20 protein-coding genes and 1 rRNA gene are annotated in these 23,912 nt (G+C 37.2%); 10 read left to right on the forward strand and 11 right to left on the reverse strand.

The annotated features are described in order from the left end of the window. Positions 1–18: 18 nt before the first annotated feature. Positions 19–1,755, reverse strand: a complete 1,737-nt coding sequence (locus K5Q07_RS05280) for a DUF262 domain-containing protein (protein WP_220730039.1) — start codon at positions 1,753–1,755, stop codon at positions 19–21. A gap of 237 nt (positions 1,756–1,992) precedes the next feature. Between K5Q07_RS05280 and K5Q07_RS06880 the strand changes: the two genes are divergently transcribed. Continuing rightward, complete coding sequence (locus K5Q07_RS06880) at positions 1,993–2,376, forward strand: CPBP family intramembrane glutamic endopeptidase (protein ID WP_373310046.1); 384 nt, start codon at positions 1,993–1,995, stop codon at positions 2,374–2,376. 26 nt (positions 2,377–2,402) lie between these two features. On the opposite strand, the gene K5Q07_RS05290 is transcribed toward K5Q07_RS06880, so the two are convergent. From K5Q07_RS05290 to K5Q07_RS05320, 7 genes are all read right to left on the reverse strand, one after another. Next, the gene (locus tag K5Q07_RS05290) at positions 2,403–2,639 is read right to left on the reverse strand and encodes a hypothetical protein (protein ID WP_220730041.1); all 237 of its coding nucleotides are present in this window, start codon (positions 2,637–2,639) and stop codon (positions 2,403–2,405) included. A 164-nt stretch (positions 2,640–2,803) separates the two neighbouring features. Then, positions 2,804–3,481, reverse strand: coding sequence for a hypothetical protein (locus tag K5Q07_RS05295; protein ID WP_220730042.1), 678 nt, complete (start codon positions 3,479–3,481; stop codon positions 2,804–2,806). Positions 3,482–3,649: 168 nt separating this feature from the next. Then, a complete protein-coding gene (locus tag K5Q07_RS05300; RefSeq protein ID WP_220730043.1) occupies positions 3,650–4,069 on the reverse strand; it encodes an Hsp20/alpha crystallin family protein in 420 nt (139 codons plus the stop codon). A gap of 28 nt (positions 4,070–4,097) precedes the next feature. Further along, entirely contained in the window at positions 4,098–4,526 is a 429-nt protein-coding gene (locus tag K5Q07_RS05305; RefSeq protein WP_220730044.1) for an Hsp20/alpha crystallin family protein, read from the reverse strand. 240 nt (positions 4,527–4,766) lie between these two features. Beyond that, entirely contained in the window at positions 4,767–6,152 is a 1,386-nt protein-coding gene (locus K5Q07_RS05310) for a GH25 family lysozyme (RefSeq protein WP_220730045.1), read from the reverse strand. Between the two features lie 152 nt (positions 6,153–6,304). Beyond that, positions 6,305–7,615: a sensor histidine kinase gene (locus K5Q07_RS05315; RefSeq protein ID WP_220730046.1), complete on the reverse strand. Its 1,311-nt coding sequence runs from the start codon at positions 7,613–7,615 to the stop codon at positions 6,305–6,307. Continuing rightward, entirely contained in the window at positions 7,612–8,301 is a 690-nt protein-coding gene (locus tag K5Q07_RS05320) for a response regulator transcription factor (RefSeq protein ID WP_054606067.1), read from the reverse strand. Before K5Q07_RS05320 ends, K5Q07_RS05315 begins: the two co-directional genes overlap by 4 nt. Before the next feature lie 203 nt (positions 8,302–8,504). Between K5Q07_RS05320 and K5Q07_RS05325 the strand changes: the two genes are divergently transcribed. From K5Q07_RS05325 to nrdI, 6 genes are all read left to right on the forward strand, one after another. After that, a complete protein-coding gene (locus tag K5Q07_RS05325; RefSeq protein ID WP_251067642.1) occupies positions 8,505–8,825 on the forward strand; it encodes a GtrA family protein in 321 nt (106 codons plus the stop codon). Beyond that, complete coding sequence (locus K5Q07_RS05330) at positions 8,818–10,971, forward strand: ArnT family glycosyltransferase (RefSeq protein WP_220730048.1); 2,154 nt, start codon at positions 8,818–8,820, stop codon at positions 10,969–10,971. Before K5Q07_RS05325 ends, K5Q07_RS05330 begins: the two co-directional genes overlap by 8 nt. 14 nt (positions 10,972–10,985) lie before the next feature. After that, positions 10,986–11,951 carry a glycosyltransferase family 2 protein gene (locus tag K5Q07_RS05335; protein ID WP_220730049.1) on the forward strand — a complete coding sequence of 322 codons (966 nt, stop codon included), beginning with the start codon at positions 10,986–10,988 and terminating at the stop codon, positions 11,949–11,951. A 133-nt stretch (positions 11,952–12,084) separates the two neighbouring features. After that, a complete protein-coding gene (locus K5Q07_RS05340) occupies positions 12,085–13,023 on the forward strand; it encodes a restriction endonuclease (RefSeq protein WP_220730050.1) in 939 nt (312 codons plus the stop codon). Positions 13,024–13,192: 169 nt separating this feature from the next. Beyond that, the gene (locus K5Q07_RS05345; protein ID WP_220730051.1) at positions 13,193–14,584 is read left to right on the forward strand and encodes a hemolysin family protein; all 1,392 of its coding nucleotides are present in this window, start codon (positions 13,193–13,195) and stop codon (positions 14,582–14,584) included. Between the two features lie 72 nt (positions 14,585–14,656). Next, a complete protein-coding gene (nrdI, locus tag K5Q07_RS05350) occupies positions 14,657–15,112 on the forward strand; it encodes a class Ib ribonucleoside-diphosphate reductase assembly flavoprotein NrdI (protein ID WP_220730052.1) in 456 nt (151 codons plus the stop codon). A gap of 41 nt (positions 15,113–15,153) precedes the next feature. On the opposite strand, the gene K5Q07_RS05355 is transcribed toward nrdI, so the two are convergent. Beyond that, positions 15,154–16,332, reverse strand: a complete 1,179-nt coding sequence (locus K5Q07_RS05355; RefSeq protein WP_220730053.1) for an MFS transporter — start codon at positions 16,330–16,332, stop codon at positions 15,154–15,156. Between the two features lie 240 nt (positions 16,333–16,572). Here K5Q07_RS05355 and zwf point away from each other — a divergent pair, with 240 nt between their 5' ends. The 3 genes from zwf to K5Q07_RS05370 all read left to right on the forward strand — a co-directional run bounded on the left by zwf (position 16,573) and on the right by K5Q07_RS05370 (position 21,263). Beyond that, positions 16,573–18,054, forward strand: coding sequence for a glucose-6-phosphate dehydrogenase (zwf, locus tag K5Q07_RS05360; RefSeq protein ID WP_220730054.1), 1,482 nt, complete (start codon positions 16,573–16,575; stop codon positions 18,052–18,054). A gap of 81 nt (positions 18,055–18,135) precedes the next feature. Continuing rightward, the gene (gene gnd, locus K5Q07_RS05365; RefSeq protein WP_053796108.1) at positions 18,136–19,575 is read left to right on the forward strand and encodes an NADP-dependent phosphogluconate dehydrogenase; all 1,440 of its coding nucleotides are present in this window, start codon (positions 18,136–18,138) and stop codon (positions 19,573–19,575) included. Positions 19,576–19,715: 140 nt separating this feature from the next. Then, positions 19,716–21,263 carry a multicopper oxidase family protein gene (locus K5Q07_RS05370; RefSeq protein ID WP_220730055.1) on the forward strand — a complete coding sequence of 516 codons (1,548 nt, stop codon included), beginning with the start codon at positions 19,716–19,718 and terminating at the stop codon, positions 21,261–21,263. 925 nt (positions 21,264–22,188) lie between these two features. Here K5Q07_RS05370 and K5Q07_RS05375 read toward each other — a convergent pair. Together K5Q07_RS05375 and rrf are read right to left on the reverse strand one after the other, a co-directional pair. Then, a complete protein-coding gene (locus K5Q07_RS05375) occupies positions 22,189–23,460 on the reverse strand; it encodes a cation:dicarboxylate symporter family transporter (RefSeq protein WP_220730056.1) in 1,272 nt (423 codons plus the stop codon). Between the two features lie 367 nt (positions 23,461–23,827). After that, a 5S ribosomal RNA gene (gene rrf / locus K5Q07_RS06890) occupies positions 23,828–23,912 on the reverse strand; the annotation flags it as partial.

The following is a 23,912-nucleotide window of genomic DNA, read 5'->3' on the forward strand; positions in this document are numbered from 1 at the left end:
ACAGTATGTCCATTCTTTCTATTTCCAAATTAAAATGGACTTTTTAGCAAATTTTTCTTGACGCTTTTCAACATCATTATCAGACCATCCATTTGTTTTAATGTAATTATATAATTCAACATTTGATTGGAACTTAGAATCTTTTAAAGCGTTCAATACTTCTTCAATACTGTGGTCCATGGCAATATCACTGGAAATATTACCTTCAACAAGAACATAATTTCCAAGTAATTCCATAAAGTCATCAGATACCTCTTTCTCTGATCCAATATTAAGAACATTGTATTTACTAGGAGCCATTGTATCAATTCTTACTTGATCAATATCATTATCTAATTCGAGGAATTTCAATAGGAAGTATTTTAAAATCCATCCCTTTTTACCAGTACCATTACTCTTAGTTAAAATAGGGAATCTGGAACTAACGTCCTTGTCACTTACCATTAGTTTGTCATTTAATTCCCCTAAAATATCATTCACGCTTGATAACTTTTGTTTATAAATTTTTTGAGCAATAGTTGAAAATCCAGTTTCAAGTCTGTTACTGATATACCCACAAATTAAAGCATGTCTTACAAATACAGATAATACCTTGTACAATACTAACTTAATATCTTCATTGCTATATTTTCTGAGCTTCATTGAGAATAATACAGGGAAGTAAACTGTAGAACCAATTTTTCTAAATAAGTCTAAAATAGAACTAATAGTTGTATCACCTATTAAATCAATATCAGATTTAGATTTTGGTACTTTATTCGCCGCAAGATAATAATCATCTAAAGATAATAAATCATCTAAGAATGATTGAGATTTTTCATTGTTCTTTATTTCTGAACTAACTGATCTGTAAAGAGTCTTGCTTTTAACTAAATCATATCTGGATCCCCAATAAATTCTTATAAAAGAAGTTAATGCGTCAGTATCACTATTAAAAGCATCATCCAATTGATTCCATTTGTCATTATATGCAGAAATGTTTTCGTCTTGAGACATTTGTGATAACAAGTAAGTTTTTATTATTTCAGAAGGAGCTAAATCTTTTCCTGTACTATTTAAAGTTTCAAAAATAATAAATGCATCATCTTGATTATGTGTTTCAACAATTGAGAAAAAGAAAGAACTAGTAAAGCTATCAAACATTTTTCTTAAAGTTGAAATCATGTCAGTATAGTTATCTCTGTCACAATTGTCATTTATATACTTATTAATATTCTTATATAAATAGTTAAAAACCTTGTTAATATTCAAAATAGGCTTTATTTTTCTGTTTTCTGGATTTAATTGATCTCTACCTTCAAATATACCTCTAAAATATTCATTAATAGAGTTATCGTCATTGTATCTTTTTTGCAATGTCAATGTAGGTAGTTCAGAATCATATCTGGTAAATTTTCTAACATCTCTCTTTATGTCTCTTAGTTCATCTGACATATCTTGGCTAAGTTCTTTTATTTCAATTTCAGAAGCAACTTTTTTCAAAGCCGCCAAATATATACAAGAAGTGGTAATTCTTTGTTGTCCATCAATTAAGTCTTTTACATTTCCATTTCTATATGAAACAACTTGTCCAAAGAAATGAACATTTTGGTTTCCCTTAACAACTTCGATAACATCATTGAAAAAGCTTTCAGCATTTTCTTCTTCCCACGCATAGTTTCTTTGATAAAAGGGAATATTAAAAGTATCCCCTAATGCACCTTCCACACTAATAATTTTAGATGTGGTATCAGTAAGGTCAATATTAGTTACCATACAATTTTCTCCTTAGAATCTTTCTTATATAGATATATAATTATAATTTTATCATATAAATATTTATACTATAAGTCTATTTATTTACTTATCTTCTTTAATAGATAAAATAAGTTGGTTTTACCTTTAATAAATCCTTTTTTCCCTTTTGCATTATTGTACTCTTTCTTGTTTATTAAAAATAATCATTTTAACCATCGAGTGCTAGTGATTGGATTAGAGCTATTCCTTCTGGAAATGTCTTTTGTTCTAATAACCACTAGACCGCACGAAAGTTTTCAGGACAAGCTAGCTAATATAATCGGCTACACCAATCCAAATATACAGTTATTATGTATTATTGCAAGTCTAACACTATCCCCCATCATTATCGAATTATTCTTTAGAGGCTTACTCCAATCATACTTAAAGGAAATTTTTAACGCAAAGTACGCTATTCTATTCACATCAGTTATTTATGGAGTAGCCCATTCTCTATTTAGTATCATTTCACTAATGTATTACATATTAGCTGGCATCTTATTAAGTCAATCCAGAGAGGAATCGAACGGCATTTTGGCCCCAATTATCTTCCATTGTTCGTGGGACATTGCATTCATGTTTATGATATGGATATATTAAAAAGCATACGCTTTAGCGTATGCTTTTTATTTTATATTGATCCAAATGATTAAGACTAATAACAATACATCAACGATTGTCATTATGATATTGAACCATTTAGTTCGATTGTAAAAATCAACGATTAGCATGTTTCTTAATCCGATTGGGATAGAAAGCATAGCCAATCCAGCAATAAAGATTACTACACTGTGGACGCTAAATAGTAACACTAAAATGTATAGTAAAAAGACGGTCCAAACAGTATTACTGTATTTTCTCATGTTTATCACTCCAGTAAATCCTTAAAACTTATGTATAATTGCTTACTTTAAAAAATTAATTTTAAATTAAAAACTGCTTATTAAGTTTATATATCTATTAATGCAGTAAGTCAATAAAAATAAAAAAAGAACTGCCAAATTTTAGCAGTTCTTTTTATTAAGTTTTATAGGTCGTAACCAATCATAATGTTCTTAAAGGCATTTAAGCAACCTTTATCAATGCGTTGGTTTAAGAATCTTTCGTTAGTAATATTAGCGTTATCAAAGTATGAAGAAGACATGTTCACTTTTGGGCATAGTTCGATGAACTTCTTAATCATCTTGTCGTCAAATGAGTGTGGTTGTACATCAATGCTTAGGCCAAATTCTTCATGGTAGAAGCACATTACCATTTGTTTTAGTAATACGGTCATCGCACGATTTGGAACAGTTGTGATGTCGGATTCGACTTTTAAGACATCATAGTAACGATCAAATAATTGGTATTGAGCGTTGTATCCTTGAACAACATTGATTCTGGCAACCTTGATATTTTCCATTGAGTAACCTGAATCTAACATGTCTTGTTCACGTTTTGATAATTCATCGCTCTTAATGTATTTGATTGGGTCAGTTCTTAGGATCATTTCCATGTTAGGAATGTCATCCTTAGAAGATGTGACTGGCTTGTAAACCATACTATTGAATTGGAATGATGTTTCTTTTGACATTGAGGCGTCAATGGTTTGAGCATTATTATAACGTGCTTGTTCTACCTCTCCGTGGTTCTTAATTACTACGTATACAATCACAGCTAAAGCAATGATAATACCGATAGTAATCGCTAATATCGGATTAGCCACCACACATAAAAGTAAAAATACTAGCACAAACGCTCCTGAACAACCTAATCTCATCTACTAACACTCCAATCATCCTTAAAAAATCATTACAATTCCATTATAATATTTTTTCATTTTTTATGACAGAAAAAATATACAAAAAAAGAGCCATAACAGCTCTTTTTTCAATTAGTTGATAGAAATTGTGTGTTTTGATTCTTTTTCAGCTGATTTAGGTACCATGATATCCAAGATACCACCATCATACTTGGCACCAATTTTATCAGTATCAGCGTCAGGTAGGTAGAATGAACGACTGACATCGCTTGATGTTCTTTCGCTTCTAATCAACTTACCGTCTTCGTCTTTTTGTTCCTTATTCAAATCGTGAACAGCATGGATTGTTAAGGTATCATTTTCGTAATTAATGTTGATATCATCCTTCTTAAATCCTGGTAGTTCTGCCTTCACTTCGAATTCGTTATCGTTTTCGATAACATCTGTCTTCATCTTTGAGGAGTTAGCCATGTTCCTGCCTAATCCATCAAAGAAATTGCTCATTGGATCCATAAAGTCGTTGAATACATTGTTTCTTAGTTCGTTTGCCATAAGATATCCCTCCTAATATTTGAGTTAATTAGTTAATGCTGATTTTGTGTGCTTCTTCATCCTTAACTTCTTGCTTTGGTAATGTAATCTTTAGAATACCGCCATCGTAGTCGGCAGATACATTATCAATATCGATATCAGGAAGGTAGAATGCACGAGCGATATTGCTTGAAGTGCGTTCCTTTCTTAATACCTTACCTTCCTTGTTAGTGTCTTCCTTACTCAAATCATGTGTAGCATGAATAGTTAGAGTATCGTTGTTGTAATCTAGATGAATTTCATCCTTCTTGAAACCAGGTAATTCAGAGCTTACTACGTAATTATCTTCGTTTTCAATAACGTCAGTCTTCATTTGATTACCAGCAACTGAATTGAAGAAATTCTTTCCAAAGTCGCCGAAGAAATCGTTCATTGGATCAAATACATTGAAGTCTCTGTTTCTTAATTCGTTAGCCATAATCAAAGCCCCTTTTCATTATTTTTTAACATTTCGTTGATAGCTATTTATTTCCTATCAACAATTCTTATATTAGTCAGTATTGGTCAAATAGTCAAGAGAAAACTAGCACTTAATTTCATAGAGTGCTAAAAATACGCCTCAAACGTTGATATAACAACATTTATTTTTAATAAAAAATTTAAAAAAGATATAAAAAAAGACGATTCTTTTCTCGAATCGTCTTTTTGATCAAAGTTTTTATCTGAACATTGCACCGTAAGCCCAACCAATGAATTTGCCTTGGTAGTAAGCCTTGTAGTAGTACTTTTTCCAACCGTCTTTTTTAGCACGTTGGGTAATTTGTACCGGTGTGTATGCATATCCGGTACCGTAGTTAGTAACGTGAATGTCAGCGAATCCACTGTTACCAACGTGATTGTAGAAGTTTACCTTTGGGTGAATTCTAACAATCTTAGTAGCGTGGTACTTAGAATAAGTAACATTTGGTACCAAACCGTTGGTATTGATCCAACCTAATACCTTACCGTTTTCTAGAACACGGTAGTAAGTACGACCATTTGAAGTATTCTTGGCTACTGAATTAATAGTAACTCGTTTAGTAGCGTAAGTATTACTCTTATGAACGGCCTTGGTATTCTTCTTGTAACGGTTATCACCGGGGACGTGGTTGTAAATCTTCAAACCAGTTCCGCCAGTAATTGTCATTGATTTATCAACTTGAGTGTAATTAACATTTTTAACCACAGCCTTTTTGGCCTTTTTCTTTGGCTTGGTAGTAGTTATGGTGTTATTGCTGTTGGTATTAGCAGCTTGTTGGTTGGCTTGACTAGCTGCATTCTTTTGCGCTGCACTTTGCTTTTTGTTTACCTTCTTAGATGATTTATCACTCTTTGGTGCTTTAATCTTTGGTACCGCAGTAGGATTATTGGCATCAGCAGTATCACCAATGAACCAGTTTGCATCCTTTGAAGTAAGCTTACTTGCATCTAGGTTTAGACCTAACGCATTTGAATGGAACTTGTCAGTAAATTGCCATAAAACATGTTCTCTTGCTGGTTCATTGCTTTGGTATGCGGCTAACCAGTAACCATCATAATTAGCAACTGAGCTAGCTGCATTTTGCACCATGAAGTTGGCATATGAGTAGAATAAAATCTTACGTTGACCTACCAATGGTCTCAATGCTTTCAACCATGCATCGGTTGATTCATTGGTACCACCAGAAGTAACTGTTTGTGATTCATAGTCGTTAACGTAAAATCTTGCTCGTGGTGCACGACTGTAAAGCACTTTGGCTTCGTAAGCTGCATCGCTAGGATTTTCGTATTGGCTAAATGAATATACCCCATATGGGATTGAGTATTTGTCCATTAGATCACGATTGTGTTCAAATGTCTTGTCGGCATAGGCACTACCGTATTGCACTCTCAAGATAACGAATGGCACTTCGTTCTTTAGTTGTTGTGCTTGGGCATCGGTAAGACTACCTTGCCATTCAGACATGTCATAAACAGTATTAGATGTGTTAGCGTTACTTGCATCAGCCATTGCTGGTACAGAGGTGCTAGCAAGCATCAGACCGATTACGGCAACAATCGAGAACCATAATCCTTTTTTTCTCATATAAAGATATAAAGAAATTAAAAAATTAATTTATATCTTATACACCTCCTCTTATCGTTTTTTCATTATTTGCATATTGTAACAGAGCCGGAGGGGTAAAAGAAAGCCAATTCGATATTAAATTTTAGAAAATCTTTGTAATATTTTAGATTTTATAAATTAATGTTCACGGTAAAAATTGATCCGGTTGGGTGATTATCACGGACATGAATTCGACCATGGTGTTGATCGACTATCCATTTAGCGATTGATAATCCCAAACCAGTTCCCCCAGTCTTGGAATTTCTCGACTTATCAGTACGGTAGAATCGTTCAAATATACGCGCCTTATCTTCGTCTGGGACACCGTTTCCGGTATCTGAAACCACGATTCTTAGATTACTGTGATTCTTTACGATCTTAATGGCAACGGTCCCACCTTTAGGTGTGTACTTCATCGCATTATCGATTAAGATAACCACCAATTGTTTAATCAAATCGGCATCAATATGGCCAGTTCCATCGACATCTACGGTATCAACAAACGACTTGTTTTGACTTGTGGCAATCTCGTTGAATGGTGACAAGACACCTTCAAAGAATGGTTTCAATTCGACATCAGAACGTTGGGCTTGAACGATATTGGAATCAGAACGCGCTAACGTCAATAGTCGTTGGGTTAAGACCTTTAGATGCTTAACCTCTTCCAAGGTCGTCGATACCGGTTGAATCTGATCGACGACTTTATCGTTTGGTTTGGTTAGCAAGAATTCCATTTGGTTTTGAATTACCGTCAATGGCGTTCTCAATTCATGGGCGGCATTAGAACTAAATTCCTTTTGTCTGTGCCATGAATTAATGATTGGTTTCATACTCGACTTAGATAGGTAGTAAGCAATTAAAATCGCAATTGCCCAGAAGAATATCAAGGTCACAATCAATGCTTCGACGAAACTGTGTAGGGCAAGTAAATCAGCATCGATATTTTGCAAAATCAATACATAATTACCAGCGTATTCGGGATTGGTGTTATCGTCGGACACCTTTAATAAAATCCCTCTAAACGTGGTCACGTAGTTGTGAGACCACAAAGTAATTTCTTCAACTTGATTTAATTTTCTATTCTTAACGGTTAACTTACTCAATAGCTTGTAATTTCTTTGACCAAGCATCCCTCGATTAGAGATAATTCCCTTTTTATTGAAGACAATCACGTTAGTCTGAAAATCACTATTGTTGTAGTTGTTAAACGGATTAAACCCGCCGGGACGTTGATTAACACTCAATGGTCCTTCATTGGCATAGGTGTTTCTCTCAATTCGTTCTTTTTGGCGGTTCAATCCAGCATCAATGTTGGAGTAAATCGACTTTTGAAAGAAGAAGTAAACAATCAATCCTAAAATCGCAAATAAAATCGCAAAACCAATCAGTTCCTTAATAAACAACTTAATTTGTTGTTTATGCTCTAAGATGCGATCTCTCATTGATTAGGTCCTTCTAGCATGTAGCCGACATTTCTTAGGGTTTTGATTGGGTTTTCTCCAGAAATTTGTTTAATCTTCTTTCTTAAGTTACTCATGTATACCTCAACTACTGATAATGAAGTTTCTGAATCAAATCCCCATAGACGGTCGAAGATTTGATCCTTGGTGATAATAGTAGAAGGATTTTGCATGAAGTAGACCAATAGGTCGTATTCTTTTCCGTTTAGTTTCAATTCTTGCTTTTGGTATTCCACATAGTGGCGACCTAAGTCGACATTGAATTCGCCCACTGACAATGAATTGTTATTACCAAGACGGCCAGTTCTCTTTAACAAGGCCTTTACACGAAGGATTAATTCTTCACGATGGAATGGCTTAGTCAAATAATCGTCTGCGCCTAGTTCGAAACCATGGACCTTGTCAGCCATGGTGTCCTTGGCAGTCAAAATTAAAACGGGCATATCGATTTCGTCATCTACTCGCCAGTGTTTTAAGATATCGTATCCACTGACTTCCGGTAGCATCAAATCCAAAATTGCGATGTCATAGATGTTGTCTTGGCCCATCATTTGGCCTTCGAAACCATCGTTTACCACCGTCGTATTTCCGATTGGTGATAAGAATTGAGCCACACTTGCTGCTAAGTTTTCGTCGTCTTCGACGATTAAGATATTTAAGCCATCCATATTAATCATTCCTTTCGATTTCAATTAATTTTGTTATTTAAGTTAAGTTTATGATTGCTTTAAGATTAGTTTAATTTTCTTAAACTAGTCTTAAATCATTCCAAAAAAGGAAGTGCCCAACCATGATAAATATTTTGCGGCAGTTTTTTAAATTCGGAATTGTTGGTCTTATAAATACTATTCTAACTTATCTTATCTATTCAATGTTGTATAAAGCAACTTCTCCTACTTTTGCAATGGCGATTGGATACGGTATTACATCGATTATTGGTCTAACCATTAATCAGAAGTGGGTATTTAAAGCCAACCATGACTGGATGATCGTCGTTAAATACTACCTTACTTACCTTTTAACATGGACGTTAAGTATCTTAGTGACAGAAGTGGCAAGTAACTATTTCCACGTTATTGCCAGCATTATCCCCCTAATCACGCTTCTAATCACTACGCCTACTAACTTCTTATTAAGTAAGTATTGGGTATTTAGAAAAACTGAATTAAAGGAGGCATCTGCCAATGAATGAACCGACAGACAAGAAGCCTAACTTCTTCCAACGACATAAAGTCGATTGGGTGTTAGCCATTATTCTCCTCATTGCATTAGGCTTGTACGGTTACGGAACATGGAAGACTGGTTCTGCCAACGACTTCTATACTTCCGCCATCACTAGCATGACCCAGAGTTTTAAGAACTTCTGGTATGCCAGTTTTGATCCAGCCGGATACATCACTGTCGATAAACCACCTGTTGCCCTATGGTTCATGGCTATCTCAGCTAAAATCCTAGGTGTTTCAAACTTCAGTGTGGTCCTACCATCAGTATTATTCGGTGTCGGATCCGTCTACCTAATGTATCGACTAGTAACTCCTTACTTTGGTCGATTCGCAGGTAGAATCTCAGCGTTAGTAATGACAATTACCCCAATTGTCGTCGCCGACTCTCGTACCAACAATATGGATGCTACTTTAATCTACTTCCTATTGTTAGCAATCTGGATGCTACAAAAATCCATTAACAAGCACAACATGTACTGGTTAATCGGAAGTTTTGCTACCATCGGATTCGCGTTTAACATTAAAATGCTACAAGCTTTCATGATTATTCCAGCAATGCTTATCTTCTACTGGTTAGCATCAAATGATTCATGGAAGAAAAAGATTGGTAAGTTATCACTTGCCACAATCGCATTAGTCGTATTTACCCTATCATGGCCACTATCAGTTGATATGACATCAGCTAACAATCGTCCATACGAAGGTGGATCACAACACAACTCAGTATTAGAACTAGCCTTTGGATACAACGGTACTCAAAGATTACTTGGTCAAACTACTGGTACCGGTGGTGCCTTCAAGGGTATGGGTGGCAACTCTTCTAAGGGTTCAAACCAACCTGGTGGTAACACCAAATCAAACAGCAACAACAAGATGACGCCACCAAGTGGCAAGATGGGTAAGTTTAACCCTTCTAAGAATATGAAATCTCGTGGTAACTTCCCTGGCGGAAATCACAGCGGTGGTATGAAGATGAACGGTAAAGGTGGCATGGGTGGTGCCGGTGGTGCATTTAACATCGGAACTGCTGGTCCACTTCGTCTATTCCAATCAGCTTTAGGACCACAAATTAGTTGGTTATTACCATTCTCGATTATCGGTATGATTGCCGCATTCATCGGCTTCGCTGATCCTAAGCGTAAATGGTACCAACTTACTACTCGTCAAAAACACACTGTTTTATGGACAGGTTGGTTAGTTCCAGTTTATGGATTCTTCTCCGTAGCTAGTTTCTTCCATCCTTACTACACCATCATGTTAGCTCCCGCCATTGCAGCACTTGCTGGACTTGGGTTAACAGCTATGCTGGACTTGTTTAAACGTTTCGGTCTAAACAATTACAAGGCATACTTCCTACCACTAGCAATCGTTGTTACTGCCGGACTACAAGCATGGTATGTATCAAGCTACTACGCATGGTTAAGTGTCTTAATCCTAGTCGTAGCAGTTTTCGCAAGTATCTTATTACTTGTCTTCAAAGCTAAACCTGCCGGAAAGGCTATCGTTATCGTAGGACTACTATCAATCGCTGTAGCTCCTAGTTTCTGGTCATTAACCCCTACCCTTGCTAAAGAATCTGCAGCTATTCCAACCGCTGGTCCCAATCTCTTAACCAGTGGCGGTAATAACTCAGGTGGAATTGGTAACGGAACAGTTAATACCAAATTGTTGAACTATTTAACTAAGCACCAAGGCAATGCCCAGTACCTATTTGCAACCGCAGATTCTGGCACTGCTGCTCCATATATTATTAAAACCAAGAAAGCCGTCATGGCCATGGGTGGTTTCAATGGAACTGACCCTGCAATGACATTAAGCAAATTCAAGCAATTAGTAAAATCTGGACAAGTTAAATACTACCTAGATGAAGGTAAGTCAGGTTCTACTAACAGCACTATCGTTAACTGGATCAAGAAACATGCTAAGAAGGTCAGTGCAAGCGAATATGGTGGTTCAACCAGCACTACTTCTTCATCCAATTCAATGACATTTACCATGAAGAAAGGCGCATCTGCTAAGATGGCAAAACCTTCTGGTAAGCAATCAATGAACATGGGTGGTGGACCATCTAACATGAGCAACGGTACCTTATATGACCTTTCCAGCATTTATTAATCTGGAGGTGTCTCATGCCATATAAAACAAATAAAATCTCCATTGTTCTCCCCGTTTACAATGAAGAAGAAGGCATTTTAAACACCATCGAAGTATTAGAAAACTTTGTGGAATGCCAAATTGAAACTTACGAAATTATCTTTGTGGATGACGGCTCTGTCGATTCAAGCGTAGATATTATCCGTCACGCACAATCACAATACGACAACATTAGATTGGTCGAATTTTCAAGAAACTTCGGTCACCAACTAGCAATTACCGCTGGTATTCGATATGCCAAAGGTGATGCAGTGGTCGTCATGGACGCGGATTTACAAGATCCCCCATCTGTAATCCCTAACATGATTGAAAAGTGGCAAGAAGGCTTTGACGTTGTCTATGGAAAACGCCTTATCCGTGAAGGCGAATCCTTCTTCAAACGTTTCTCTGCGAAAGCCTTCTACCGCGTTATGCGTAAAGTCGCCAACGTTGATATCCCCCTTGATACCGGTGACTTTCGCCTAATGGATCGTAAAGTGGTTGATGCACTTTCCAAATTAAACGAACCTGAGCCATTTGTACGTGGCCTAGTTTCATGGGTTGGTTTCAAACAAACCGCCGTAACTTACGAACGACAAGAACGAAATGCGGGAGTAACAAAATACCCCCTAACTAAAATGATTAGACTAGCGTCTGATGGGATCACCTCATTCTCCGAAATCCCCCTCAAGATAGTAAATTATACCGGTCTCATCAGTATTATCGCTGGAATCATTCATGGATTAATCACCATCTTTACTGGTATCTCGACACTTACATTTGCAATCTCCCTAATGTGTGTCCTATCAGGAATGATCATGCTTGCGCTGGGCATAATTGGTGATTATCTATACCGCACTTTTGATGCTTCCAAACATCGTCCTCAATATGTCGTTTCCAACTCTTACGGATTTAATAACCAAGCTGGAAACATCGCTTCGATAAAGAAACAACATGGCTAAGAAAAATCCCTCGGTATTATACCGGGGGATTTTTTTGCGTATATATAGAACAAACGTTCTCAAAAGTATAGAGAAACCGCGTCAAATCTGATAAAATGGGGTTATTACTAAATATAAAAAAGGAAGTTTAGACGTGAAAATCAGTCACTTCATTCGTCGATTTATATGTATCCTAATTGTATTAAAAATCATCGACATCGTGGTAGCCATGATTCACCTATCAAAGGTTTACGATCAGCTGACAGCACTGTGCATTGCATTCACCCTGCTAGTCATTGGCTACTGCATCATCCCAAAATCAGACAAACACTTTATTCAAACCATTAAAAACAATCTCAGTCGTCATCAGACTTATACATTCAAAAAGACACCTGCAGTTTCAAAGCAGATGACGTATCAAAATCAGGTCGTTGATATTTCTAAACAGCAATACCAAGCCCAAGCAACACCCTATTTAAACGAGCTTTCCATGTTAAAACGTCAACTAGATGATATGACCGAACGAATCGAATCACAAAAGGCCTACCGTAATCAATTGAGTAAGCAAATCAATGAGTTAAACATCAAATACCAACAGTTAAACGAGTTAACCTCTCAACACGATGGTTTAGTCGAAGACATCAAACAACTACAGGCTCAAAAAGATCAGTTAGCTGATGCCCACGTGACAGACGAGTATCAATCATTTATGGATTATCAATCCAAGCAAAGGCTTTCCACCATTGATAACTTTGATGGCTATCAGTTTGAAACCTTTACCTGTGACTTACTTAAGGCACTTGGTTTCTCAGACATCAAACGAACCCAAGGTAGCAGTGACTTCGGAGTCGACGTCTACGCCAGAAACGGTGACACCAGTTATGTATTCCAGTGCAAGCTCTACGCCAGCCCTGTCGGTATCAAGGCCGTCCAGGAGGCCAACTCAGGGCGTAGCTACTACAATTGTAAGAAGGCAGTGGTCATTACTAACAGCTACTTCACCCCTCACGCCATCTCAGCGAGTGAAAAGTTAGATATCGACTTATGGAATCGAGATAAGCTAGCTAGTTTAATTGCTGAGGCGAATGTGTAACACTATATATGTAGAAATAATTATTAAATTTTTGCCTAAAGTTTCAATTTTTTAAATCTTTTTTATTGAAAATAGGTTATTATATTCATTAAATTACTTAAAAAAAATAAACATAAAAGGTATAATGTAGACATTGTATAAATTTTATTAAGAAACGGGGAATGTTCTGTTGGATAGTGGTGCGATATTCTTTCAAATCGTTATTGTATTGATTGCATTCTTCTTCGCCGCATACTTTGTTGCCTGTGAATTTGCCTTAGTGCAAACCAGATACAGCATGTTGGAAGAAGAAGAAGAAAATAAGGGTAAGTCAAAGAAGCTTGCTCGTGAAATGCACATGATCACTAACCTAAATGACTATTTATCAACCACCCAAGTGGGTGTATCCGTCTGTGGTATCATCATGGGTTGGGTTGGTGAAAGTCTTATCGTTGACGCCATCTTTGATTTACTTGAATTAAAATCTGGATGGGTCACTGCTGGTACCGCTCACGCCATTGGTGGTGTAATTGGTATCTTGATTCTTACCTATTTAGAAGTGGTATTTACTGAAGTTGTTCCTAAGAACATCAGTATCGCCATGCCTAGAAGAATTCTAGGTTACGTGGCTACCCCACTTCATTACTTCCACACAATTTTCTATCCTGGTGTTTGGGCTATCAACGTCAGTGCCGCTGGTGTTGTTAAGTTAATGGGGCTTAAGATGACAGACGAAAGTGACGAATCAATGTCACAAGCTGAAATCCTAAGCATCTCTAAAGAAGCCGTTGAAAATGGTGATCTTGAAAAATACGATTACCTATACATGCAACGTGCCTTCGACTTTAACGATAAAGTTGCCAAGGACATCATGATTGATAGAACTCAATTGACTGTTATGGACATCAATACTTTAGTAGATGATGCCATCACAGTATATCTACAATCAAAATTCAGTCGTATCCCAGTTGTTATCGACAACAACAAAGATAACATTCTAGGTTACGTTTACTGTTACGACCTTGTTCGCCAATCAAGAGTGAACTCAAACATCCCGGTTGAACGTTTAATTCGTGATATTGGAACTGTTCCTGAAACAATGAAGATTACTGAAGTACTTCAAAAGATGATTACTATGAGAACTCCTATTGTTGTCGTAGTTGATGAATACGGTGGTACTTCAGGTATTATTACTGATAAAGATATTTATGAAGAACTATTCGGTACTGTTCGAGACGAAATCGATCCAGCAACCAACGAATACGTCTTCAAGCAACCTAAGGGCACTTACCAAGTAAGCGGTAAGATGACTACTTATGATTTCGAACGTTACTTCAAGACTGAAATCAAAGACTTCAGCAAATCAGATAGTGTTACCCTTTCAGGTTACTTTATCGACAATAACCCAGGTGTTCAAATCAAACCTGGTACTGAATTCAAGGTAGATACTTTCACATTCAAGATATTACACTTTGAAAACTCATTCATCGATTTATTCGAAGTAGACGATTTACGTGATAACCACGAAGCTATGGCTGAAAAATCATCCGAAGAACAACAAGATGAAGAAAGTAAAGACTAATATATAATTTTGAAATCTGTTAGAATATGTTTCTAACAGATTTTTTATTTTGCCTTGAAAGGAAGCTAAACATTGAAACCAATTAGAATCCTATATATTTCAGTGGCTGGTAACACGCGTAACTTTGTGACCAACTTACAAGAATATGCTAAAAACGTACATAATGACGACAACAATAACCCGTTAATTGAGTTGGAGGAAATCACCGATCAATCAGACTTCGCTGACGAAACCGGCAATTTCTTCGCATTCGTGCCTACCTACCTAGATGGCGGCAACGGCATTGATAACGGCGTCAAAGAAATGATGACCAACACTTTAGGCGAATACATCGACTACAACGATAACGCTAAATACTGTATTGGAGTAATTGGTTCTGGTAACAAGAACTTCAACGAACAATACTGTCTAACCGCAAAACGTTACGCTAAACAATTTGACGCACCATTTGTAACAGACTTCGAACTTCGTGGAACTGATCGAGACGTGGTCAGAGTCTATGATGAATTAAAAAAATACAATAAATAAAAAGGATTCGTTTCATATCGAAACGAACCCTTTTTTTAGTTTTATTTTTCTGTTTTTCGACTGACAATCATGACCGCGAATAATGCGATTAACATTAAAACAGTCACGAAGATGAACAATGGATTGTAGCCAAAGCCTTCAACAAAGAATCCGGCAAATAGTGGACTAATCGCACGTCCTGCTGACATCAACGCATTGAACATCCCTTGGTACTTACCCTTTTCCGACTTAGTCGATAGTTGATCAATCCAAGCGGGTACATCAGGTAGCCCCAGCATTTCACCAAATGTTAGAAAAATCATGATGGCTAAAAAGACTGGGAAAGTCTTTGCGTAAACTAAGAAGTAAAACGAAATTGCGAAGATAAATACTCCCAAGAAAACTTGGTGATTTAAATGAATTTTTAGTCGTTTACTTACGTAGTTTAATATAGGTTGTCCAAATACAATCATTAGACCGTTAGCTGTCCAAAGCATTGAATATGCTTCAAACGGAATTCCCATTCTAACCATGTGGACTGACATAACGCTTTCCCACAATGTATAACTCAAGTAGACGGTAAATACCATGATACAGATTGGATAGATTAGTCGAACGTTAGACTTAAGAATTCCCTCTTTTTCTTCCTTGATTTCTTCTTTTGGAGTACTGTTATCATAATCTGAGAAGTCGATATTGAAGTATACAAAAGTAAGTAACCATAGCAAGATGTAAAATACCGCTGCAGTCATGAAGACAATCGCGACACCGTATTTTAGTAAGTATCCAACCATCGCAGTTCCGATTACCACCCCGATGTTTAATCCAACATATAGGATATTGAATACCGTTCTGGTGTCCTTACTTTTAACGTTGGTAGCATATGAGTTTAGAAGTGTTAGATTTATTCCATCTCCAAACCCTAGCACTACCATTAGAATCGCAAAGGTAGGCCATCCATGAAAGAAAATTAGTGCTAAAATGGCAACCGTCGAGACGGTAATCCCAATCAATGCCGCTTTATACGCGGACCAATGATCGAATAGATAACCCCCGATGTAATTACCAATAATGGTAAAACCGGAAATAAATAGCAAAGATACCCCCGACACTAATAATGACTTATGTAAGTAGTCATCTATATACATCGTTACTAGTGGCCACATGAACGCGGCACCGGAATTTAACAATAGTGAATAGAAAAATACTAAACGAAGTCCTAATTCTGTTCTTTTCTTCATGAATCCTCCCCCTTATTCAAATGTTCTAACAACAATTATAATTCATTTAAGAGCATAATATCCATTAAGAGATGTTTAAATTATTAAATTTTAGTAAAGCGTTTACATTTCTTTTGTGCTATGGATTAAAAACACTTTTTTAATTTAGCATGGTGTTATATAATAGCCTTGTATATTAACCGAAAATGAAAGAAAATTTCATTTGATTCGTTAAAATTTTTCTATAAGGAGTGACGGTAATTGGCAACAGCAACTCGTGCCTTGTTCATGCTTTTTGGTGCAACAGGTGACCTGGCTAAACGTAAATTATATCCATCTATTTTTAACCTATACAAAAAAGGTTACGTAGATAACGATCACTTTGCATTAATCGGTACTGGTCGTCGTGAATGGAGCGACGAAAAGTTCCGCGAAGTAATCTTGGACTCTGTAAGTGCCAACGCTGACAGCGAAGAACAAGCAAAAGCTTTCGCTAGTCATTTTTACTACATGTCACACGACGTAACTAATCCAGAACATTACGACGCATTAAGTGACTACGCAAACAAGTTAGACCAACAATATGATATTGAAGGAAATCGTATCTTCTACATTTCCATGGCTCCTAACTTCTTTGGAACTGTAGCTAAGAACTTAAAAGCCCACAATTGTTTATCAGACAATGGCGGTTTCAACCGTTTAATTATCGAAAAACCATTTGGACGCGACTACGACACAGCTGAAGAATTGAACAATGCTTTGGCTAAATCATTTAACGAAAACCAAGTTTACAGAATTGATCATTACTTGGGTAAGGAAATGGTTCAAAATATTATTGCACTACGTTTTGGTAACCCACTAATCGAAGGTATTTGGAACAACAAGTACATTGACAACATTCAAGTAACCCTTGCTGAAAAGCTAGGTGTTGAAGAACGTGCCGGATACTATGATGGTTCAGGTGCCCTACGTGATATGGTACAAAACCACACTATGCAAATGCTTACTATCCTTGCAATGGAAGACCCTATTTCATTCAAAGACGTAGACATCCGCAGAGAAAAAATTCGTGCACTAAGAAGCATGCATGTTTACACTGAAGACGAAGCTCGTCAAAACTTCGTTCGTGGACAATATGGTTCAAACGGTGACCAAAGAGATTACCGTCACGAAGACAATGTTCCTAACGATTCAATTACTGAAACTTACGTTGCCGGTAAAGTATTGTTTGAAAACAAACGTTGGAAGAACGTTCCTTTCTACATCAGAACCGGTAAGATGTTAACTGACAAGTTTACTAGAATTGATGTTGTATTCAAGAAACCGCTAGTAGACATCTTTGCATCTGCTAAGGGAACTGAAAGTGAATTAAACAACAACGTGCTTACTTTATTCGTAGACCCTGTTAACAAGATTATTCTACGTCTAAACGGTAAAAAAGCAGGACAAGGTATGGAAATGCAACCACTAGATCTTACTCACACTCAAAGTGATGAAGAAAAGGCGGCTACTCCAGAACCATACGAACGTCTAATTCACGATGCTATCTTAGGTGACGCTACTAACTTTGCCAGTTGGGACGAAGTAAGCCGTGCTTGGGAATTCGCCGATGTTATCAGACATGTTTGGAATACTGATAAACCAGACTTCCCTAACTACACACCAGGTTCAATGGGACCTGATGCTGCCGACGAATTACTAGCTCGTGATGGCAGAGCTTGGGTTTTTAACTCAAAAAAATAATTTATATGACATTTAACCATTAAAATGTTAAAATCTAAGTGTATATTTATACACAATTTTCTTTAAAAAGGAAGGTTTATAATGGCTGACTCAAAAGCAAACATTGGTGTTGTTGGAATGGCTGTTATGGGTAAGAACTTAGCCCTTAACATTGAAAGCCGCGGCTTCACTGTAGGTATTTTTAACCGTTCAGCTTCAAAGACAGAAGCTGTAATGAAGGATCACGCAGACAAGAACTTGGTACCAAGTTACTCTGTTGAAGATTTTGTTAACTCTCTAGAAACTCCACGTCGTATCGTTATGATGGTTAAGGCTGGTAAGCCAACTGACGCAACTATCGACGCTCTATTACCTTTACTAGACAAGGGTGATATCCTAATCGATGGTGGTAACACTAACTTCCATAACACTATCGAAAGAAACGCTAGACTAGATGCATCTGGTATCAACTTTATTGGTATGGGTGTTTCTGGTGGTGAACTAGGTGCTTTACACGGTCCATCACTAATGCCTGGTGGTCAAGAAGAAGCATACAAGCTAGTTGAACCTGTTTTAACTCAAATCGCTGCTAAGGCTAGCGATGGTAAGCCATGTGTTGCTTACATCGGACCTAACGGTGCAGGTCACTACGTAAAGATGGTTCACAACGGTATTGAATACGGTGATGAACAATTAATCGACGAAAGTTACGACATTCTTCGTAACGGTGCCGGTATCGACATTGATGACCTAGCTGATATCTTCAAGGAATGGAACAAGGGTGAACTAAACAGTTACCTAATCGAAATTACTGCTGATATCTTAACTAGAAAAGACGATTTAGGTGCTGACAAGAGCAAACCTATCGTTGACATGATCTTAGACCGTGGTGCTAACAAGGGTACTGGTAAGTGGTCATCAGAAGATGCCATGGAAGTTGGTACTGACCAATCAGTTATCACTGAATCAGTTTACGCTCGTTTCATCTCAATGCTAAAAGACGAACGTCTTGCAGCAGCTAAGGTATTAAACGGTCCTAAGGCTTCAGACATCATCAACGATGACGAAAAGAAGGACTTAGTTGAACGTGTACGTAAGGCTCTATACTTCGGTAAGATTATGAGTTACGCACAAGGTTTCGAACAACTACGTTTCGCTTCAGAACAATATGACTGGAACTTGAAGTTCGGTGAATTAGCTCAAATCTGGCGTGAAGGTTGCATTATTCGTGCCCAATTCTTACAAAACATTACTGACGCTTTCGAAAAGGATGAAAACCTAACTAACCTATTGTTAGACCCATACTTCTCAGAAATCGCTAACAAGTACCAACAAGATGCTCGTGATGTTGTTGCTCTTGCAACTAAGGCTGGTATTCCAGTTCCATCACTTTCAGCAGCTGTTAACTACTACGATTCATACCGTGCTGAAGTATTACCTGCTAACTTACTACAAGCACAACGTGACTACTTCGGTGCTCACACTTATGAACGTACTGACCGTGAAGGTAACTTCCATTACCCATGGTACACTGAACAATAATATAATTATTGATCACAATAAAAAGAGACGATTATATCGTCTCTTTTTTAATACGTACTAGTTTATAATGGTTATTAATTGCAAACGAATATAAACAAGGATATACTATAACCAATCTTGAAAAAAGAGAGGTTATTTTTATGTCTACCGAAAAAGTCTACACGGATTATTTCTTTTACGAACCCGCTTTTAACACCCACGACGGTGGTTACATTCCTTTGGAAGAACCAAACGTGGAACAACAAAAGCTAAAGATTCCGGAATTACTTACTCCTGACAAAGAGACTGATACCGACATGTACTACACCGTTATCTCACAAGCTGGTGAAGCACAAATTATGCCTGGTAAAGCCACTAAGACATGGGGCTACAATCAAGCACTATTAGGTAAGACCATTTTATTCAAACGTGGTAAGAACATTCACGTCACTGTTAAAAACGAATTACCTGAACTAACTACCTATCACTGGCACGGTTTAAACGTTCCCGGTGATATCGATGGTGGTTGTCACACCCCTGTCTACCCAGGTGAGAGCAAAGTTTTAAACTTTAAGTGTGATCAACCAGCAGCTACCCTTTGGTTGCATGCTCATCCATGCCCATCAACCGCCGAACAAGTTTGGCACGGTCTAGCTACCGCAGTTGTCGTCAAGGATGAACATGAAGCAACCCTTTCAATCCCACGTAATTATGGTGTCGACGATATCCCCATTATCTTACAAGATCGTCGCTTCCATGAAGATAACCAATGGGATTACAAGGCTGATTACGACCCGGATGGCGTTCAAGGACCTACCGCAATGATTAACGGCACCGTTAATCCATACTTTGACGTCACCACTCAAAAGGTTCGTCTTCGTCTACTAGATGGTGCCAACCGTCGTGAATGGCGTTTGCACTTCTCAGACGACCTTGAATTTACCCAAATCGCAGGTGATGGTAGTCTCTTAACCCACCCCGTTAAGTTTACTCATCTAATGATTACCTGTGCTGAAAGACAAGAAATTGTCGTAGATTTCGGCAAATACAAACCAGGTGATGAAGTTGTCCTATATTCTGACGATGTCCCCATCATGCATTTTAGAATCCATGAATTTGCAGAAGATAACAGCGTTATTGACGACACCCTATTTGAAATGAACACACCCAAAGTTACTGAGAACACACCCGTACGAAAAGTCGTTATGTCCGGTATGGATGAAGAAGTTGCCCTAGATGGTAAAAAATTCGATATGGAAAGAATCGATGCCAAACAAACCATGGGTAATTGCGAAATCTGGGAAGTTACCAACACCAACGACTGTGAAAGCGGAATGGTGCATCCATTCCATATGCATGGTTGCCAATTTGAAGTATTAGAGCGAAACGGCCATGCCCCTTACCCTAACGAAACCGGTCTAAAAGACACTATCGGTGTTAACCCCGATGAAACCGTGCGCTTCAAGGCATGGTTCGATCACCCTGGTGTCTTCATGTATCACTGCCACATCATCGAACACGAAGATGGCGGTATGATGGCCCAAATCCAAGTTGACGATCCAAATCATCCACAAAAATTCCACCTAACTAAGATGGATGACTTGATGAAGGCATTCGCCGAAGAACGTGGCGTTGCCGTCGAAGACCTCGACTTAAGTGGTATGTCTTGTTACGATCCCATGGAAAATATGGATCATTGTAATATGTAAAAAAGAACCTAATCATTGATATGATTAGGTTCTTTTGGCATTTTGATTAGATGATGAAAAAATTTATATCAATTTATAAGTGAAATGTTGTCAAAATATAATAATCGGTGTACAATTAACATTGTAATAAAACTAGAAAAAAGGAGTGAACAACATATGACTGAATTAACTTTTGATCCAGGAGCGTCGAAAGATCATTCTATCAAGGGAAAATTGATGTCAGAAGTTGTTTCAATTCTAAACAAATAGAATTGAGATGACCTTTGACAGTTAATTTTCCCGAAATCAACATAATCAATATAGATTATTTAGATGGAGAATTAACTGTTGTTGGTTATCTCAGTATCCTTTAGCTGCATGCTTAACGGTGAAACGTTAATTAACAGTGAAATGTTAGCAGCTAATAACAGTAATTTAAAATTAAATATTAATAATTGCTTGATGATGCTTCACCTTCTAGGGAACTAGTTGGGGAGGTATGGACAACAGTTTATGCTACTACTAAATTTTACGAACAGATAAACTGAGTAATTATGAGATTACACAAAAATCTTCGTTGAGTCCGCGGGGACGTGGGTTTACGCCAAAGTAATTGCTACTTATCTGTTATCAATATTAATTATAAGAGAGACAACTTTGTAGGTTGTCTCTTTTCTTGTGTTAATCACAAATAAAAAAAGACCGGATCAAATTGATTCGGTCTTTTTGTTTACAATTTTAAAATAAATAAGTTACATAGATACTTGCTTTGGTCTAATACAAGCTATTTTGGATATATATAGGCTTATAACGACCTTTATGATAATTTACATTATTTAGATAATAGCGAGCTAAAAAAGGTTATTTTTTAGTTTTAAGCACACAATGATTATTTTCATAAATAGAAAAAGACCTATTCCTTTTGAATTAGGTCTTTTTCTTTAATTTATTTATTAATTCCAATCATCTTTAAATATTTAGCTTCTTTTTCAGAATCGAATTCTTTTTCAGACTTACCAATAATCACTGTTGCTAGTGAGTTACCGATAACGTTAACTGCGGTTCTGGCCATATCGATGAAACGGTCAATTCCGGCAATAAATGTTAAACCAGAAACAGGAATACCAACAGTTGAAACGGTTGCTAATAGCACAACGAATGATGCACCTGGAACACCAGCCATACCCTTTGAAGTAATCATTAGGGCAACTAGTAAGGTAAGTTGTTGACCAATACTTAAGTGAATTCCGTAAGCTTGGGCTAAGAATAATGCAGCAAGTGATTGGTAAATTGCTGAACCATCAAGGTTAAATGTGTAACCAGTTGGGATTACGAATGAAACGATTGATGGGCTAACACCAAACTTAGTCATCTTGTCGATACTTCTTGGTAGTGCAGCTTCTGAGCTGGCAGTGGAGAATGCTAATACGGCTTCTTCCTTAACAACCTTTAAAAGATCAGTAATCTTGAAACCAAAGATTCTAGCAGCAAGTCCCATTACAACAAGGACAAATACTATCATTGTTAGGTAAGTTAATAGAACGAAGTAACTTAGTGGAGCTAATGCAGAAACACCAAGTTCAGCTAAGGTAACACCGATTAATGCACAGACACCAATTGGAGATAACTTCATGATCCAACCAGTAATCTTGAACATTACTTGTGATACAGCGTTTAAGAAATCAACGATAACTTTACCCTTTTCACCAACGGCAGCAGTACCTAAACCAAAGAATACTGAGAATACGATGATTGGCATCATATCACCAGAAGCAATTGAATTAAATACGTTTACTGGAATTAGGTTAATTAATGTACCCCAGATACCGGTGTGGTTTGCAGTCTTAGCAGTTGTCATGTATTGGGTAATATCAGTAGCGTGTAATGAATGCACGTTAATGAAATCACCTGGGTGGAAGACGTTACCAACAACTAAACCTAAAACAATGGCAATGGTAGTCATAATTTCGAAGTATAGGATGGTCTTTCCACCAATACGACCTAACTTATGAATATCACCAATGTTGGCGATCCCAACAGTTAAACATGAAACAACGATTGGAACAACAATCATTTGAATCAAACGAATGAACATTGTACCAACACTTTGCATAGCAGTAATTGCGGTAGTGTTCTTATAGAACACTAGACCTAGGATAATACCCAAAATTAAACCAATCAGGATTTGCCATCCTAGTGTTATCTTAAATTTCTTCATCACGAAGCCTCTCCTTAATATGTATTAATATAATTTTATCATAAATCACGAATAATATCCCCGTTTAATAATGAAAACGTAATGAAATAATGATAAAAGACAAACAATTTTGCGTACTTTTATGATAGTAATTCAGCTATTAACATTCATGCGGTTCAAAAGCTATTTAATAAGGAAGTTTGCTAACAAACCAAGGGCAATTCCGATAATTAATCCGATCAGAATCCGCCATCCAAATCTAAACTTAGAGTCCTTCATTCCGAGGTCCCTCCCTAACGTATGTTAGTGTCATTTTATCATAAAAAGCAATTCAACATTTTGAATGTACAAAAAAAGAGCTACCAAACGGTAACTCTTTTTATAAATTGCGCGGCGACGTCCTACCCTTGCAGAGGGCGATCCCTCAACTACTCTCGGCGTTTAGAAGCTTAACTTCTGTGTTCGGCATGGGA

This window comes from Apilactobacillus zhangqiuensis, assembly GCF_019656215.1.
GTDB lineage: Bacteria > Bacillota > Bacilli > Lactobacillales > Lactobacillaceae > Apilactobacillus > Apilactobacillus zhangqiuensis.

Coding starts and splice junctions, on each gene's coding strand:
- K5Q07_RS05370 (WP_220730055.1), top strand. CDS start 19,716: ATGTCTACCGAAAAAGTCTACACGGATTATTTCTTTTACGAACCCGCT.
- K5Q07_RS05290 (WP_220730041.1), bottom strand. CDS start 2,639: ATGAGAAAATACAGTAATACTGTTTGGACCGTCTTTTTACTATACATT.
- K5Q07_RS06880 (WP_373310046.1), top strand. CDS start 1,993: ATGTCTTTTGTTCTAATAACCACTAGACCGCACGAAAGTTTTCAGGAC.
- K5Q07_RS05280 (WP_220730039.1), bottom strand. CDS start 1,755: ATGGTAACTAATATTGACCTTACTGATACCACATCTAAAATTATTAGT.
- K5Q07_RS05355 (WP_220730053.1), bottom strand. CDS start 16,332: ATGAAGAAAAGAACAGAATTAGGACTTCGTTTAGTATTTTTCTATTCA.
- K5Q07_RS05315 (WP_220730046.1), bottom strand. CDS start 7,615: ATGAGAGATCGCATCTTAGAGCATAAACAACAAATTAAGTTGTTTATT.
- K5Q07_RS05305 (WP_220730044.1), bottom strand. CDS start 4,526: ATGGCTAACGAATTAAGAAACAGAGACTTCAATGTATTTGATCCAATG.
- K5Q07_RS05375 (WP_220730056.1), bottom strand. CDS start 23,460: ATGAAGAAATTTAAGATAACACTAGGATGGCAAATCCTGATTGGTTTA.
- K5Q07_RS05325 (WP_251067642.1), top strand. CDS start 8,505: ATGTTGTATAAAGCAACTTCTCCTACTTTTGCAATGGCGATTGGATAC.
- K5Q07_RS05300 (WP_220730043.1), bottom strand. CDS start 4,069: ATGGCAAACGAACTAAGAAACAATGTATTCAACGACTTTATGGATCCA.
- K5Q07_RS05335 (WP_220730049.1), top strand. CDS start 10,986: ATGCCATATAAAACAAATAAAATCTCCATTGTTCTCCCCGTTTACAAT.
- K5Q07_RS05310 (WP_220730045.1), bottom strand. CDS start 6,152: ATGAGAAAAAAAGGATTATGGTTCTCGATTGTTGCCGTAATCGGTCTG.
- gnd (WP_053796108.1), top strand. CDS start 18,136: ATGGCTGACTCAAAAGCAAACATTGGTGTTGTTGGAATGGCTGTTATG.
- K5Q07_RS05330 (WP_220730048.1), top strand. CDS start 8,818: ATGAATGAACCGACAGACAAGAAGCCTAACTTCTTCCAACGACATAAA.
- K5Q07_RS05320 (WP_054606067.1), bottom strand. CDS start 8,301: ATGGATGGCTTAAATATCTTAATCGTCGAAGACGACGAAAACTTAGCA.